Annotated in this window: 16 protein-coding genes; 1 reads left to right on the top strand and 15 read right to left on the bottom strand. The window is 61.4% G+C overall.

Translation table 11 applies throughout. From position 1 onward, the window contains the following. Positions 1-77: 77 nt before the first annotated feature. The gene (locus tag FJ979_RS26100; RefSeq protein WP_140558719.1) at positions 78-1,067 is read left to right on the top strand and encodes an NAD-dependent epimerase/dehydratase family protein; all 990 of its coding nucleotides are present in this window, start codon (positions 78-80) and stop codon (positions 1,065-1,067) included. Between the two features lie 340 nt (positions 1,068-1,407). Here the strand turns inward: FJ979_RS26100 and FJ979_RS33400 are convergent, their stop codons facing one another. From FJ979_RS33400 to cyoA, 15 genes are all read right to left on the bottom strand, one after another. After that, entirely contained in the window at positions 1,408-1,533 is a 126-nt protein-coding gene (locus FJ979_RS33400; protein ID WP_263486168.1) for a hypothetical protein, read from the bottom strand. Positions 1,534-1,759: 226 nt separating this feature from the next. Then, the gene (locus tag FJ979_RS26105; protein WP_224684686.1) at positions 1,760-2,146 is read right to left on the bottom strand and encodes a c-type cytochrome; all 387 of its coding nucleotides are present in this window, start codon (positions 2,144-2,146) and stop codon (positions 1,760-1,762) included. Position 2,147: 1 nt separating this feature from the next. After that, a complete protein-coding gene (locus FJ979_RS26110) occupies positions 2,148-3,026 on the bottom strand; it encodes a cytochrome c oxidase assembly protein (RefSeq protein WP_140584237.1) in 879 nt (292 codons plus the stop codon). After that, positions 3,023-3,325, bottom strand: a complete 303-nt coding sequence (locus FJ979_RS26115) for a hypothetical protein (RefSeq protein WP_224656132.1) — start codon at positions 3,323-3,325, stop codon at positions 3,023-3,025. The genes FJ979_RS26110 and FJ979_RS26115 overlap by 4 nt, the downstream gene beginning before the upstream one ends. Positions 3,326-3,365: 40 nt before the next feature. After that, positions 3,366-3,971, bottom strand: a complete 606-nt coding sequence (locus FJ979_RS26120; protein ID WP_140500655.1) for a cytochrome c oxidase subunit 3 — start codon at positions 3,969-3,971, stop codon at positions 3,366-3,368. Next, on the bottom strand, positions 3,968-5,938 hold the full coding sequence (gene ctaD, locus FJ979_RS26125; RefSeq protein ID WP_140584238.1) for a cytochrome c oxidase subunit I: 1,971 nt from the start codon (positions 5,936-5,938) through the stop codon (positions 3,968-3,970). Before ctaD ends, FJ979_RS26120 begins: the two co-directional genes overlap by 4 nt. Continuing rightward, positions 5,935-6,948, bottom strand: a complete 1,014-nt coding sequence (coxB, locus tag FJ979_RS26130) for a cytochrome c oxidase subunit II (protein WP_140584239.1) — start codon at positions 6,946-6,948, stop codon at positions 5,935-5,937. Before coxB ends, ctaD begins: the two co-directional genes overlap by 4 nt. Further along, entirely contained in the window at positions 6,945-7,478 is a 534-nt protein-coding gene (locus FJ979_RS26135; RefSeq protein WP_140500652.1) for a c-type cytochrome, read from the bottom strand. The genes coxB and FJ979_RS26135 overlap by 4 nt, the downstream gene beginning before the upstream one ends. Next, positions 7,475-8,275, bottom strand: a complete 801-nt coding sequence (locus FJ979_RS26140) for a substrate-binding domain-containing protein (RefSeq protein ID WP_224655851.1) — start codon at positions 8,273-8,275, stop codon at positions 7,475-7,477. The genes FJ979_RS26135 and FJ979_RS26140 overlap by 4 nt, the downstream gene beginning before the upstream one ends. 49 nt (positions 8,276-8,324) lie before the next feature. Next, positions 8,325-10,085 (bottom strand): methanol/ethanol family PQQ-dependent dehydrogenase, encoded by a 1,761-nt coding sequence (locus FJ979_RS26145; RefSeq protein WP_263483110.1) that lies wholly within the window; start codon positions 10,083-10,085, stop codon positions 8,325-8,327. A 122-nt stretch (positions 10,086-10,207) separates the two neighbouring features. Next, on the bottom strand, positions 10,208-11,044 hold the full coding sequence (locus FJ979_RS26150) for a heme-binding protein (protein ID WP_224655849.1): 837 nt from the start codon (positions 11,042-11,044) through the stop codon (positions 10,208-10,210). Between the two features lie 315 nt (positions 11,045-11,359). Further along, positions 11,360-11,770, bottom strand: a complete 411-nt coding sequence (gene cyoD, locus FJ979_RS26155) for a cytochrome o ubiquinol oxidase subunit IV (RefSeq protein ID WP_140500648.1) — start codon at positions 11,768-11,770, stop codon at positions 11,360-11,362. Then, entirely contained in the window at positions 11,767-12,441 is a 675-nt protein-coding gene (gene cyoC, locus FJ979_RS26160) for a cytochrome o ubiquinol oxidase subunit III (protein WP_140521305.1), read from the bottom strand. Before cyoC ends, cyoD begins: the two co-directional genes overlap by 4 nt. Next, positions 12,438-14,441 (bottom strand): cytochrome o ubiquinol oxidase subunit I, encoded by a 2,004-nt coding sequence (gene cyoB / locus FJ979_RS26165; RefSeq protein ID WP_181167678.1) that lies wholly within the window; start codon positions 14,439-14,441, stop codon positions 12,438-12,440. Before cyoB ends, cyoC begins: the two co-directional genes overlap by 4 nt. Positions 14,442-14,443: 2 nt before the next feature. Next, complete coding sequence (gene cyoA / locus FJ979_RS26170; protein ID WP_348640427.1) at positions 14,444-15,535, bottom strand: ubiquinol oxidase subunit II; 1,092 nt, start codon at positions 15,533-15,535, stop codon at positions 14,444-14,446. Positions 15,536-15,936 lie beyond the last annotated feature (401 nt).

The following is a 15,936-nucleotide window of genomic DNA, read 5'->3' on the forward strand; positions in this document are numbered from 1 at the left end:
ATCTCATTGGAAATTCAGACGGCTTGACGAGTCAGCGTTCATAGCTCCTGAGCAAGCTGCAAAGCTTTGGGTCGGAAATGAAAAGTGTTCTTGTCGCGGGAGCAGCCGGGTTCATCGGATCCCACCTGGTTGATCGACTGTTGTTAAGGCAAGAAATCAATCGAATTGTTGCTGTTGACAATTTCTGGACTGGTACGCGTGCCAATCTGGATCATATCGCCGACCCTCGCTTGGTCGTGATAGATGTGGCTGTTGAAGATTTTCAGCAGGGGAGCCTTTTTGACGAGATCTATCATCTCGCCTCGCCTGCTTCGCCTCCCTGGTATATGCAAGATCCGGTACGAACCATCTCGGCCAACGTAATAGGAACTATGCGGCTTCTGACCCTTCTTCGCGCCGGGGGCCGCTTCTGTTTCACGTCCACGTCTGAGGTTTACGGCGATCCGCTGGTAACGCCGCAACCGGAAACTTATAGGGGCTCCGTTGATTGCACCGGGCCGCGTTCATCGTATGACGAAGGTAAGCGTTGCGCCGAGGCCCTGCTTTTTGAGAGTAACCGATTGAGCGGGCTCGACATTCGAGTTGCAAGATTGTTCAACGTCTACGGACCTAGGACACGACCTGACGATGGACGTGCAGTATCAAATTTCATCACGAATGCGCTGTTCGGCAAACCTATAATCGTTTTTGGCGACGGCTTGCAGTCGCGGAGTTGGGGATACGTCAGCGATATCGTGGACGGCCTAGAACAATTCTTCTGGGGGAAGGAGCATGGTTATATTGGTCCCCTGAACATCGGAAACGATCGTGAGATTTCCGTTGTCGATGTTGCCCGTTACGTCGCTGGCTTGGTGCCAGGCACCAAAATCGTGCATGTTGATCCGATTCCCCAAGATCCGACGAACCGCTGTCCGGACTTAACCCTAGCGCGGAGGATCATCCCCGGCTGGGCCTGTCAAATACCTCTTGAAGAGGGTGTGCGCCTCACCCTGGACTGGTTTCGCCGCCAGCAACAGAACGACTTGTCCAGTGTCTCCTCGGACTCGATGGTTGCCGCATCGGTGTGAGTGGGATCCGCCCCGATAAAATGTGACCGAAAAAGGGGAGAAATGTGCTCGCCGCAATCCGGATTCTTCGACCAACGTCGCGGTATGCTCAACCGGCCAGTTCGATGCTGTGAACGCGCGCTTCCGCGCATCGTTCAGGGCCCACCGAAGGCGACATACAAGTGCGGAAGGCTCCTCCGCGGCAATGCATGCTCCCCCAGCAACTCCTCCAACGCGTGGTCGGCAACCTTATGGGTGTTCGAGCGGCGCGGATGGCCTCGGCGACGATTCCAGTTCGTGATGGTCACTCACATCTTGCGCTGGCAGGTAACAAAGCCCGTACGATCGGAAGGCTGGGCGATCAGAGGCAGTGGCATGTCTTGATCAGGAAGATTACTCCCACGGAGTAAGGCAGGGCTAAAAGCCCCAAGGCGATCCAGAAGCCGGGTTCGGCCATTGCGGCGAGATCTGACAGAAGTTGCTTCATGTCGCCTCAGTCCTCGCCCCTGATCGCTCCGCATCGATCCACAAGGAAAGAGCCCGCTCTTGAGGGAGGGGGAAGCGGGCTCTTGGCTGGGGGCTTATGGCCCAGCAGCACGGCGGACTTGAATTTGTACTGCGCCGGCTGCTGTCCAAACCGTAATCGGGCAGCTTTGTTCCCCGTCGTCGGCTATGGTCCTGGGCGCAGCCCGTAGTCCCGCCGAGGCGGCGGTCTATCTCAAAGCATAGAGATAGGCGGCGATGTCACGCGCTTGCTGCTCGGTGATGCCGGTGGAGGGCATGGCGGTGTGCGGATTAATGTCCCTTGCTGACCGTATCCAGCGGATCATGTTCTCCGGATTGTTAGCCAGCACACCGCCAACATAGATCCTGTCAGATAGACTGGCGTCCAGGCGTGGGCCGACGTGGCCTACCGCACCGGGTACACCGGTGATGGTGTGGCAGCCGGCGCAGCCATTCGCCAGCATGATCGGTATTGCACGTGCACCGACGCCGCCGGTAGCGGCATCCGCCTCTTGCTGCACCCGACGGGCTTGGTCGGCCCACAATGCGAGCGCGCCGCCCGCGACGACCAGCAGAATGCACACGGCAATGATCAATTTAGATGGGCCAGGGCGCATGCGCGACCTTCCTGGTTCCGCTCGTCGTTATCCAGAGGCCGGCCAGCAATAGCGCTGCCCCGCCATAGATAAGGCCGGCCGGGATCCACATAACGAGCCCGGCAAGCTGCTGGTCCTCGATCGGGCTTAAATTCCACACTGCCGCCCCGGCAGCATTCTCCGGGTACCAGAGCTTCGGCGATAGAAGAAGCAGGACACCGAGCAGGCCGGTGTGCAGGGAGGTGAAGAAAAGATGCATCACGGCATTTCCATAGGCCTGCTGTTGGCTTGGGCGCGGCAGCAACGCCCACCAGAAGAGCAGGCCTGTGCCGAGGAAGCTCGCATGTTGGGCATAATGCAGCACGCCATGCTCGAGCGCTGCCTCAAACAGGACCGGAATGTGCCACACCCATATCGCGATCCCGTGAACAATCGTTGCGGTGACAGGCCGGCTCGCAAAGGTCCAGAGCGCTCGCAGCGATTTGCCATGCCCGACCGTGCCCAGGGCACGCCGGAACGTTACGGGAAATGCCCACAGCAGAGCAGGGGCGGGGCAGGCGATGACCAGCAACGGCGCCGCCACCGCCATCAGAAACTCGTGTTCGATCATGTGCGCGACAAACAGCCGCTCGCCGAGAGCATGAATCGGACTGACCAACGCTGCCGTCAGTACGCTCCAGCCGGCGGCAAACAGCAGCGCCTGACGCATCCGTAGCGGACGGCCGCGAGTGCTGCGGCGCCACAGCCGCATCGCACCGGCCATGTAGATGAGCGCGACGGCCGTCAGCGGGACCGTGATGGGAAGCGCAAGTGTCCATCCGGCCTCGGGCGCGTCGGAGCCATAGCAGATCGAGGTGGAGAAGAGCGTGGCCAGGTTCATCGCAGACACTCGTCCAGGATAAGTGCGGCGCTTCCCTGCATGATGATGACCAGTGCAAACAGGAGAGCCGCCAGCATGCCGAGATCGGCGACAAAATGCTCGGTACCGCGCGTGCGTTCTGCTTTGAAAGCAGCGCCGCCTTGCCGCTTTGCCTGCCAGGACAGAGCACCGCCCAGAAGCGAGAACAAGGCGAGCAGCAACGCTAAGGGAAGCACGACCGGCACCTGGTGATTGCATTGCCAGGGAACCAGCGAGTAGTTCAGTTGCGTCGAGACCGCCCAAGCCAACGGGCCCGACAAAAGCCCACCCCAAGAAGTTCCCAACCGGACCGCGCGCATGTCAGCCGAGCCTCGGTACCCAGTAGATCAGCAGATAGATCGGAAGCCAGGTTGCGACCACGAAATCCCAATAGAAAACATTGTCGCCGACGTCGCCGAAGCGTCGCCCGCTATAGCCATGGCGCGTGAACATCAGCACCGTCAGCACGATCGTATCGCCGACATCTGTTATCAGATGCGTGGTGTGGAGCCCGAGCAGCACCCAAAGCATCGAGCCGTAGGCGTTCGTATCCCAGTAAACGTTCAAGGCCGGAAACTCGAACCAGCGCACAAGGAGCGGGGCGAGGCCGAGCAGCGACATGACAACCAGTCCGATCCGCACCGGCACGATGGCGCATTGCTTGGCATAGCGATCGAGGATGTGGTTCGGCACCAGGCTGGCGATCAGCAGCAGCGTGACGATCGTTCCTGGCCAATGGTTCGGCTGCGGTGCACTCAACGGCCATTCAGGCCAAGAGACCGCCAGGTAGAGATAGGCGGCTGCGGCGAGCGCAAAGCCGGTGCCCTCCAGAGCCATGAAAGCGAGCGTGCCCCACCAGGTCGGGCTGCGCGGACCATGCCCAAAGGTGGGGAGACCGGAAACATCTGTGACGGGACGCTCGTTCATTCCTCGTCCTCCAGATCACCTTTTGGCCAGAACCAGCCGATCAAGGTGACGGCGATTGGCAGGGCGCCCCACACGATGGCCCAGGGGGTGAAGATCGAATAGAGAAACGTGCCGCCTACGGCGAACGCTGCAAAGAGCGGCCAGATCGACGGTGTCGCCGATTTCTCGCGAATGTCGGGATGCGCTTCAGCGACTGTCGAGACCAGCAGCTCGCGCGCGTCGACGCGAAGCCCGGTCGCTACGGGAAGAGCGTCGCGCTCGGCCCAGAGTGGCTCCGCGTTGGTGACGACCGGAATGCGCGCGAAATTATAGCTCGGCGGCGGCGAGGGCGTTGCCCATTCCAGGGTGCCGGCCTCCCAGGGATTGTTGCCTGCCGCTGCGCCTTTCAACGCGCCATGCACAAGATTGAAGGTGAACAGGACGAAACTCAGGAAGAAGACCACCGCGCCTGCTGTTATGAACAGGTTGATGTTCCCCCAGCCAAGCTCGGCCGGATAGGTGTAGACCCTTCGCGGCATGCCCCACAGCCCCACGATGTGCATCGGGAAAAAGGCGGCGTTGAAGCCAATGAAGGCCAGCCAGAAATGCAAGCGGCCCAGGCGCTCGCTCATCATGCGGCCGGTGATTTTAGGAAACCAGAAATAGGCCGCACCCAGCAGCGGGAATACCGATCCGCCGATCAGCACATAGTGGAAATGCGCGACGACGAAGTAGGTGTCGTGCACCTGCAGATCCAGCGGTACGGAGGCCAGCATGACGCCGGTGAGACCGCCGATGACGAAGATGAAGAAGAAGCCGAACACGAACAACATTGGCGTGCGGATCACCGGTCTGCCGTCCCACATCGTTGCCAGCCAGCAGAAGATCTGTACGCCGTTGGGAATAGCGATCATCATGCTGGAAGCGGTGAAGAAGCTGGCGCCGAGCTTGGGCAGGCCTGTCGCGAACATATGGTGGACCCACAGGCCGAAGGACAGGAAGCCGACCGCGATCAACGACAGAACCATGCCGAGATGGCCGAACACCGGTCGCCGGGCGAAAGCCGGGATGATCGAGGAGACCATGCCGGTCGCCGGCAGGAAGATGATGTAGACCTCGGGGTGACCGAAGAACCAGAACAGATGCTGGAACAGCAAGGCATCACCGCCTTCGGCCGGGTTGAAGATGTGTGTGCCGACCAGCCTGTCGAGGATCAGGAATGTCGAGGTGATCATCACCGCGGGCATTGCGAAGACGATGACAAAGGAGGTGACCAGCATCGCCCAGACGTATAGCGGGATCTTGTCCAGCGACATGCCGGGAGCACGCTGCTTCAAGATCGTGACGATCGTCGCCACTGCCACAGCCAATGAAGACACCTCGGTATAGGTAATCATCTGCGCCCAGACGTCGGCGCGCTTGCCAGGGGCGAATTCGGGACCGGACAGCGGCACATAGGCGAACCAGCCGACGTCCGGCGCCATGTTGAGAGCGAAAGACACCCAGGCGAACAGGCCGCCCGAGACATAGACCCAGTAACTGAACGCATTCAGCCGCGGAAACGCGATGTTGCGGGTGCCGACCATCAGCGGCACGAGATAAATGCCGGTCGCCTGCACGATCGGTACCGCGAACAGGAACATCATCGTGACGCCGTGCATGGTAAACAGCTGGTTGTAGAGGTCCGGCCCGATCAGCCCACGCTGTGGTCCCGAGAGCTGAACACGCATAGCCACTGCGTTGAGCCCGCCCAGACACAGAAAGACAAAGGCAGTGATCAGATAGCGCCTGGCGATCACCTTGTGGTCGACGCTCGACAGCGCGCCGACGATGCCCGGGGGCGTACGCCAGGTGCGCTCCAGCCACCGCTGGAGATCGGCTTGCTCCATACCGGTATCGCGCGGTCCGTCATGCTCGGGAGCGAGATCTCCCTTTGCTTGCGCCTCCGCCCGCAGGTCACGTCCGCTCGTCAGGTCGGCGCTGGTCATTTCAGCCCCTCGAGGTAGGCAATGATGGCATTGAGCTCGTCGCCATTGAGAGCCGTTACAGGCATGTGGGAGCCGGGCTTGATGCCTTGCGGGTCGGCGATCCAAGCGGCGAGATTGCCGCGGCTCATCGTCAGCGTTCCGGCTGCGAGAGTTTGCCGGCTGGCTATATGGGTAAGATCGGGCGCTACCGTGCCACCTGCGGGTGTGCCGCCGATCCTGTGGCACATCACGCAGGGCCGCTGGAGGAAAAGATCCGCGCCGGCCTTGGCTTCGGCATTGGTCGGAGCGGCGGCAGGCCGCAACTGGTCGTCCAGCCAGGCATCGAACTGCGGCCGCGGCTCGGCAATGATGAAGGTGCCCATGTTGGCGTGCTGCGCGCCGCAGAACTCAGCACATTGACCACGATAGACGCCTGGCTTGTCAGCCCTGATGTCCAGCACATTCATATGTCCGGGGATGAGGTCGAGCTTGCCGGCAAGGCTCGGCACCCAGAAGGAGTGGATTACGTCTGTTGAAGTCAAAAGAAGCCGAACCGGCTCGCCGGCCGGAATATGGATTTCGTTCGCCGTCGTCAGGATGCGGCTTGGCTGGGCATTCTCGTAGCGCACTTCCCACCACCATTGATGGCCGGTCACGCGGACCGTCAGCGCCTCATCCGAGCCGATCCCGGCAAGCGTCCTGTTGGCGAAAAAGCTCAACAGGGTCAGCCCAATTAGGATCGCCGCAGTCACCCCAACCGCGGTCAAGACCACGCGCATTTTGCGATGTTCGGAAGCGAGGTCGAGCACGAGCGGATCTTTTCCTGTTCGAACTCGCTGGAACAGGGTGGCGACCAGCACGACCATCACCAGCATCCACACGGCCGCGCACAGGGCAGTGAAAAACCAGATCAGCCAGGCGAGCTCGCCCGCGGCCGGGCCTTTCGGATCGAGAGCGGACTGCCAGCCGCTGCAACCTGAAAGCGCCAGGAGAGCGGCTGCGCAACTCGCTTTGGGAAAAAATCGTTTCACGGCGATTTCCCCAGCGTCGCGGCATCGGGGAGGCGATTTTCCGACGGATGGACCATCATGTCGTCGTTACGCTGTGGTGCGGCGGAGGAGGGGGCGTTGCCGCTCAGCGAACGTACGAAGGCTGCAAGCTCCCAAATCTGATCATCGGGTATCTTGTTTCGGAAGCTAGGCATGCCGTTAGGCCGCCCGTCCCGGATAGTTGCGTGGATACTCTCGATCGAGCTGCCGTAAACCCACTTCTCATCCATCAGCGCCGGTCCCATGCCGCCGCCGCCATTGGCATGGCACCCCGAGCAATTGAACCAGCTGAACAGGCGCTTGCCCTCGCTAAGATGAAAGGCGTTGGCCTCGAAGCTGGCCGCCTTGTTGTCGCTCGGGAGCGGCCTTTGGCCGCCTGGCTCCAGCGCAGTCACCGGCGTTGGCTGTTGGCCGGACCCAAGGGCCGATTGCGGACGTGTGTCGCGCTCTTCCCGCTGGCAAGCGGCAAGGGCCAGCATCGCCGACAAGAGCACGGTGAGGTTCCGCCTCATCGGTCCGCGCTCCCGCCGGTATCAAGGCGCGGCACACCGTATCGGGCCAGGGTCGCGTCGATCTCAGCCTTGTGCTTGGCAAGGGCTGCATCCACTTCGTCGCGCAGCCCGTCGTCCCCGCGTCGGACGCCCATGGAGATGTCGTAGACCATTGGCAATTGAGGCCCGTCGATTCGAGGTGTCACGGGCGTGATGCGCAGCGGTGTCTTCTGCTTGGCGGCGAAATAACCAGCGAGCGGGCCCCAGACGACGGCAACATCGATCTCGCCGCTGGCCACCGCCTCGACAATGCGCGCGGGCGGGTTGGGAGCCGAATAGTCGCCATAGACTGGATAGCCGACGAGATGACCGACAATGCCGCGGCGGCCGAGTGCCTGGGCCGGTGGGGAGTTGGCCCCGTCATCGCCGATGAGCTGCACGCCGATGCGTAGAGTGCGCAGGCGTGGATCGTTGAAAGACGTGATCTCGGGACTGTCCCGCCGCGTCACGAAGACATAGGTCGAGCGGTAATAGGGAGCGGTGGCGCGGAGAATTTCGAGATTGGCGGGAGTGCCAGGTATGAGATCGCACAGGCCTGCCTTGAGCGTGTTGCGAACGAAACCGCGGCGTTGGGCCCACCAGGTATAGGAAAGTCTTGCATCCAGCTCTTTGGCGATGATCTGGGCAATCTTGTTTTCGAAGCCCTGTCCAGCGGCGTTGGAAAACGGCATGTTGTTAGGGTCGGCACATACCTTGAGTTCACGTGCGTCGGCGGCAACCGCGAAGAGCAGCGAGGCAAACGCTACCACCGCGGCCACAAGACGCCCGTTCGCCTCGCGTCTTCGAACTGCCTTCAACTCGAAAGCATCAGGGGAGCCGGAACACATAGAGCGTGCCTCCCGCCGTGGTCGCGTTCTTCAGGTCTTTCATCGCATTGACGAAGCCGAGCGCGGCGGTAGCGTCGCGCGGGTCGAGGTCGCCCGATACGATCGCGCCGGCCCAACCGCCGACGCCCGACAGGATCGCGACGTATTGGTGCCCGTCGGGGCCGCGATAGGTGACCGGCTGGCCGATGATCCCGGACGAGGTCTTGAACTGCCAAAGCAATTCCCCTGTCCTTGCGCTCACAGCTTTGAACCAGCCCTCCATTGTGCCGTAGAACACGACGTTGCCGGCGGTGGCGACCGCGCCACTCCACACCGGAAAATTCTCTTTAAGGTTCCAAGCCGGCTTTGCGGCCGCGATGTCCCAGGCGGTGAAGGCACCGCGGTTGCCACCCGGGCCCGGGATCATGCGCACATTCATGCCGACATAGGGGGTGCCGGCGATGTAGTTCACCTCGAGGCCTTCTTCGTCCATGCACAGATTGTTGTGTGGGATGTAGAGCAGTCCTGTCTTCGGCGAGAACGCAGATGGCTGCCAATCCTTGAGCCCGGATGCTGTCGGGCAGATATCCCGGATCACCCTGCCGGTGCCGGTTTTCTTGTCCGGGTTTTCGATCAGGCGCCCGGTTTTCAGATCGACGCCCTTGCTGGAATTGACGGCCCCATAGGGTGTCGCTGACAGGACTTCCCCGGTGGTCCGATCCAGAATGTAGAGATAGCCGTTGCGCTCCGGGCGGACGAGCACTTTGCGCGGCTTACCCTGCCAATTCATATCGAGCAGGATCTGCTCGTTGATGCCGTCGTAGTCGTGCAGGTCGTGCGGGCTCCATTGGTAGAACCATTTCGCGGCTCCGGTATCGGGATCGCGCGCGAAAATCCCGGAGGTCCATTTGTTGTCGCCGGGCCGAAGGTCCGGATTCCACGGCCCTGGATTGCCGGTCCCGTGATAGATCAAGTTGAGGTCCGGATCGTAAGAGATCCAGCCCCACATGTTGCCGCCGCCGATCTTCCAGGCTTCCGGCGGCCATGTGGTCACGCCAAGGTCTTTGCCATTGTCCATTTCGTAGTGCGGCTTGAAATCCGGCCCGATCAGCACGTCCTTGTCCGGTCCGGTGCCGTAAGCCGTCCAGACGACATGTCCGTCGCCCGCGTCCAGCGCCTTGACCCAGCCGCGCACACCCATCTCGCCGCCGGAATTGCCGACCAGCACTTTGCCCTTCACCACAAGCGGCGCCATGGTTATGGTCTCGCCGATATTGATGTTGCCGACATGGGCGTTCCACACCGGTTGGCCAGTGGCGGCATCCAGCGCGATCGTGTGACCATCCAGCGTGTTGAAGAAGAGGCGCCCGTCGGCGAAGACCGCACCGCGGTTGACCACGTCGCAGCAGGCAACGCCCTGCGCGGCAGGCTCAGGATTTGGCTCGTACTTCCATTTCATCGGCGCGCCCGGTTTGGAAAGATCGAGCGCGTAGACGATGTTTGGAAAAGGTGTCACGATATACATCGTGTTGCCGACGACGAGTGGCGCCGCTTCCTGACCCTTGTTCACTCCGGTCGAAAAAGTGAAGGCAACTTGAAGGTTCTTGACATTGTCCTCGTTAATGTCCGCCAGTTCGCTGTAGCGCGTCGAGGCATAATTCTTAGCCGGCATTGTCCATTGGCCGTCATCAGGTGGCGCGGCCGCGGCGGGCGGTGTGATGGCGGGTGTCACCGCGGACTGCGCGGCCGCGGCGTTCAGCAATGAGCAGCCTGCGGCCAGCACCAGCCACTTCAACGGCCTAAAGTCGAAACCGCGGCCCCTTTCCGCTCCTCGGCCGTCTGGTGTCGCAGATGCGTATTTCCCCGCCACTTTCAGAGATCCCCTCATTTGCGGATCGAACCTCCCACTCCGGCGCCGAGTTCGGCCGCGACGTCCGCCTCGGTTCCCGCGCACAACGGATGACCCCAGCCGGAGGCGCTCTTTCCGCCAGGATCGAGATCGTAGACGATGGCGTCCTTGGCGTTGGGGTTGACGCCCGCCGGAACCTTGTCCAGGCCCAGGGCCGCACGCAGGCGCCAAGCGACATTGTGATCGGCGCAGGAGGAGTCGCCGCTGATGCCAAGCCCGCCGACAATCGTTTTGCCGTCGTAGAGAGCAAGGCCGCCGCCAAATGCCACGACGCCGCCGATCGGCTTGCCAATCAGCGGATCGCTCGCACTCCCAAAGTTCTTGCTGTCGCCGGCATAAGCGGCTGCCTGGTTGACAGGATTGGTAAGCTGCAAGCCGAACAAGGGGCCACCCGGCTGAACAGAAGCATATAGATTCGCCGTCGAGAGAGCCATCTGGGCAACGCTGAGCCCGTTGGCCGTGCTGGCCTTTTCGGCTGCGATCAGCCGGCTGCCGGGCCACTGCGCATCGCTGGTGGGGCCGCTGAAAGCAACGGCGCAAACTGTCCCGTCACGCGTAACGATCGCCGCCCATTCATTGGTCTCGAAGCCGCCATTGGCGGGGCCTCCGCTTGCTTTGACGTTTGCCTTGAGGGCAGCCAGGAGCTTGGCGTGGTCGGCGGGGCAGGGTAGCTGTGCCCAGGCCCTGCTTTGCAGCAATGCACAATTAACGAGTACCAGGAGGCTGAAAGCCAGGGAGGAAAGCTGTGGGCGACCCATGATCCGGAGCATTCGTTGAACACAATGTGGAAAGTGGGAGCGCTCACAGAGCAAGGAATCCTCGCCCGATCCCTTGGCAAACTGAGCTATGTTCCCACGCTTTCAATGGAACTCGGACGAGGCCCCTATGTTCCTAATTCCTGAAATTATGATGGAAGGCACAGACGTTGCGACCATGGGCAGCAGTTCACTCTGCCGCCGACCGTGAGCGGGCCGATATAGACATTGCCGGGCCAAACAGCTCGACTAGTTCCTCACGGCTCTTCGCACCTATGGATTTTCGACGCCTGAAAGTGCGGACGCTATGCGCAAGATAACCGAACCGATGGACAGGCGGTTTTGCGCCCAGGCCACAGACCTGGAACAGCGTTATGGCATCATCTGAGCCTGATGCGCATCCATCGCTCCCATGTTCTGGCTGAGATGGTTCATGATCCACACCGAGCCCAAAACGACCAAGGTCACGATCAGCACACCGAAAGCGAGCGCGAGCACGTTGTTGGTGTTGTCAGGTCCTGTCGTCAGGTGCAGGAAAAAGACGAGATGGACGCCCATTTGTGCGATGGCAAGCACCGTCAGGGCCGAGATCACGGCCGGCTGGTAAATTAGATCGGTTTGTGCCGCAATGAAGGACGCCACTGACAACAGGATTGCCAGGCCAAAGCCCAGCAGATAGCCGGAAAGGCCTCCCGCCACCTCGTGTTCCTCGCTGCGTTCTTCGCCTGGTGCGGAATCGCGGCGGTCAAGCATGTCCTCGTTCCGGCTGTCCATTTCGCTCATGATGACGCTCCCAGCAGATAGACCAGGGTGAAGATGGCGATCCAGATAATGTCCAGCGCGTGCCAGAACAGGCTGAAGCAGTGAAGCCGGCGCAATATGTCGGGACGAAAGCCTTTTATCCAGAGCTGCGCCATCATGGTGCCGAGCCAAAGCAGGCCAAGTCCAACATGGGTTCCGTGGCAGCCCACAAGGGCGAAGAACGCGGACAGGAAGGCGCTGCGTGATGGGCCCGCCTGCTCATTCACCATGGCCGCGAATTCCTGCACCTCCAGGAACAGGAAGGCCGCACCAAGCAGGCCGGTCACCAGCAACCAGAACTGGGCGGCGGCCATTGACCGGCGGTGGGTCGCGAGCATCGCAAGGCCGCCGGTGAAGCTCGAGGTGAGCAGCAGCGCCGTCTGTGCCGCGACGCGCGTCAACTCAAACAGCTCCTTGCCTGTTGGCCCGCCCGCCGCCGAATTGGACAGGACGGCATACGCGGCGAAGAAAGCCGAGAACATTATGATGTCCGACAACAGGAAGATCCAAAAGCCGTAGGCAACCGTGACGAACTTCGAGGCCGGGCCTCCCTCGCCGTGGCCGGTCGCCGAGAATACGTGATGGCCATGCCCTGCGGTGCGGCCCAGCCGGTAGGGATCGCGCGTTGCGGTGCCGGCGGGGATGTCGCTCATGCCACACGCTCGCGTCTACGCATCCAGGCAAGCTGGGCTGCCTTGCGGTCAAGATCGATGCGGCCGACCTCGTCGGCAGGGATCTCGTAATCGCCATGCTCGCGCCAGGCGAATACAACGAAGGTGGCATAGGCCCCGATGAAGCCGACAACCGCCAACCACCAGATGTGCCAGATGAGCGCGAAGCCAATCAGAGTGCTGAAGAAGGCGGTGACGAAGCCTGTGGGGCTATTGCGCGGCATCTCGATCGCCTCGTAGTCCTCTTCGGTCTCCTGACTCTGCTCGTCCATTGCCCTTTGCTTGATGGTCCAGTAGGGCTCCTCGTTTTCGACATGCGGCAGCCGCGCGTAGTTGAAGACGGGCGGCGGCGAGGATGTCGACCATTCCAGCGAGCGCCCGTCCCAAGGGTCGCCGGTCTCGTCGCGCAACTCGTCGCGATGCCTGATCGAGACGACGAGCTGCGTGATCTGGCATGCGGCGCCGACGATCATCACCACGATTCCGAAGGCCGCCACGACAAGCCACGGCGCCCACATATCCATGTCGATATGCTGAAGGCGGCGGGTCATGCCGAGAAGGCCGACGATATAGAGCGGCACGAACACCAGAATGTAGCCGGCAAGCGTGACCCAGAACGCCGCCTTGCCCCAACCCTCATGCAGCCGGAACCCGAAGGCTTTCGGGAACCAGTAGGTGAAGCCGGCAAAGGCCGCGAACAGCACGCCCGAGATGATGACGTTGTGAAAATGCGCCACGAGAAAGAGCGAATTGTGCAGCATGAAATCGGCCGGCGGAACGGCGAGCAGCACGCCGGTCATGCCGCCGATGATGAAAGTGGTGACAAAGCCCAGCGCCCACAGCATTGGCGTTTCGAAGCGCACGCGCCCGCCATACATGGTGAAGAGCCAGTTGTAGATCTTGACCCCGGTGCCGACGGCGATAACCGAGGTGGCGATGCCGAAAGCCGCATTGACATCAGCGCCGGCGCCCATGGTGAAGAAGTGGTGCAGCCAGACCATGAAGGAGACGATGCAGATGAACATCGTCGCCGCAACCATCGAACGATAGCCGAACAGCGGTTTCGACGAGAAGGTCGAGAAGATCTCCGAATAGATCCCGAAGGCGGGAAGCACGAGGATGTAGACCTCGGGGTGACCCCAGGCCCAGATGAGATTGACGAACATCATCTGGTTACCGCCGGCTTCGTTGGTGAAAAAATGGAAGCCGAGATAACGGTCGAGGGTTAGCATGGCCAGGGTTGCGGTAAGGATAGGGAATGCGGCGACGATGAGCATGTTGGAGGCAAGCGAGGTCCAGCAGAACATCGGCATGCGCAGATAGCCCATGCCTGGCGCACGCATCTTGAGGATGGTGGTCGCCAGGTTGACGCCCGTGAGCAGGGTGCCGACGCCGGAGATCTGGATCGACCACAAATAGTAGTCGACGCCGACGCCTGGCGAGTAGGTCGTCTCCGACAGCGGCGCATAAGGCAGCCACCCGGTGCGCGCGAACTCGCCGACGACGAGCGAAATGTTGACAAGCAGCGCGCCGGTCGCGGTCAGCCAGAAGCTGACTGAGTTCAGCGTCGGGAAGGCGACGTCGCGGATGCCGAGCTGCAGCGGGATGACGAAATTCATCAGCCCAATGACAAAGGGCATCGCGGCGAAGAAGATCATGATCGTGCCGTGGGCCGAAAAGACCTGGTCGTAGTGCTCCGGCGGCAGGTATCCCGGCCCGTGGATGGCGAGCACCTGCTGGGTGCGCATCATGACGGCGTCAACGAAGCCGCGCAGAAGCATCAGTGCCGCCAGCACGATATACATGACGCCGATCCGCTTGTGGTCGACGGAGGTTATCCACTCATGCCAAAGATAAGGCCAGTAGCCTTTGATCGTTACCCAGATCAGAACGGCGGCGGCGGCCAGGAAGACGATCAGGGCCGCGCCGAGCGGAATAGGCTGGTCAAAGGGAACGGCCGACCAGTCGAGCTTGCCGAGCATCGTCATCCTCCTTCATCGTGCTGGTGAGCCATGGGCGGCGCTCCCGCCTTGGGCTCAGCTTTCGGGCTCACCTGCGGCTCTCCGGCGGCGGTTCCAGCAGGTCCCGGCCCCGGAGGTAGCGTCTGGTGCACGACCGCATCGAACAAGCCCGGCTGCACATGGCCGAACGAGGATGCCGGCGCGTTGATGCTTTGCCTGGCAAGCTGGCGATAGGCGCTGGCGTTGAGCACGCCGCCTCCGCCATGCAAGGAGGAGGCCCAACTGGCGAAGGCGTCAGCCGAGACTGCCCTGACACGGAAATTCATGTCCGAAAAGCCATCGCCACTGAAATGCGCCGACAGGCCGAAATACTCGCCCTCGCGATCAGCCTGCAGGTTGACCTCGGTCTGCATGCCGTTCATGGCATAGACCATGCTGCCGAGCTGGGGCACAAAGAAGGTGTTCATGACGCTGGCCGAGGTCAATCTGAAACGCACCGGCATGCCGGTTGGAATAACCAGCTGGTTGACCGTTCCGACACCTTGATCGGGATAGAGGAACAGCCACTTCCAGTCGAGCGCCACCACTTGGATTTCGAGTGGCGGCCGGCTGGAGTCGATCGGCTTGCGAGGATCGAGATGGTACGATCCATAATAGATCAAGCCACCGAGGAAGAGGATGGTCAGCGTCGGAATCGACCAGACGATGAGCTCGATCCGGCCGGAATAGGTGAACTCTGGATCATACCGAGCCCTGCGGTTCGAGGCACGGTATATCCAGGCGAAGGCAAGCAGCGCGACCAGCGTCGGAATGACGATGACCAGCATGACGGCCAGTGAGTTCAGGAGGATCGTGCGGTTCCCCGCGCCGACCGGTCCCTGCGGGTCGAGCACGCCTCCCGCGCAACCCGACAGGGTTACCGCCGCGAAAATCCAGAGAAGCGATAGGCCTCGACTACAACGGTGTAACACTGGAAAACATCTTAGCCAGCCGCCGTCCCGGGGATGAGTACCTGCATAACTGAGGCGCGGGCTGCTTGTTCCGCAAAGATGCGCTTTTGTCTCCAACGGCGAAGGGCGCTGCATCGAGATGACGGAGCGTCTCGCGCGCCCCATGCTCCGATCTCAACTTGTTCTACGTCAGCGTTACGGCAAGCTGGCGCCCGTGTGGTCGGCCTGCCTTGTCGGCCACGCAATTCGCCTCAACATTTCGCGAAAAGAGACCGCGCCTAACGTGCTGCAGGCTGGATGCTTCTCCTGCGGAAACGGACAGCAAATGTCCAACTCGGGGGTACCGCCGGTGCTACGGCGAACGCGAGCCCTACAAGATGCAACCCAACCTCGGGCGAGACGCCGTTGCGCGCTGGGACGTTTCGCGATCACGCAATATCGGTTGGCTTGGCTCTTAAAGGTTCCGCCCCCGTGTGCTCCTCCCCGGCGAGCTGTTGAGCCCGCGGCTCGCGATCCGCGTCGGCACGTCTCCGATTGCCTGCTATGTAGGTGCGATTTCAGGCAAC

The organism is Mesorhizobium sp. B1-1-6 (assembly GCF_006443035.1).
Lineage (GTDB): Bacteria > Pseudomonadota > Alphaproteobacteria > Rhizobiales > Rhizobiaceae > Mesorhizobium.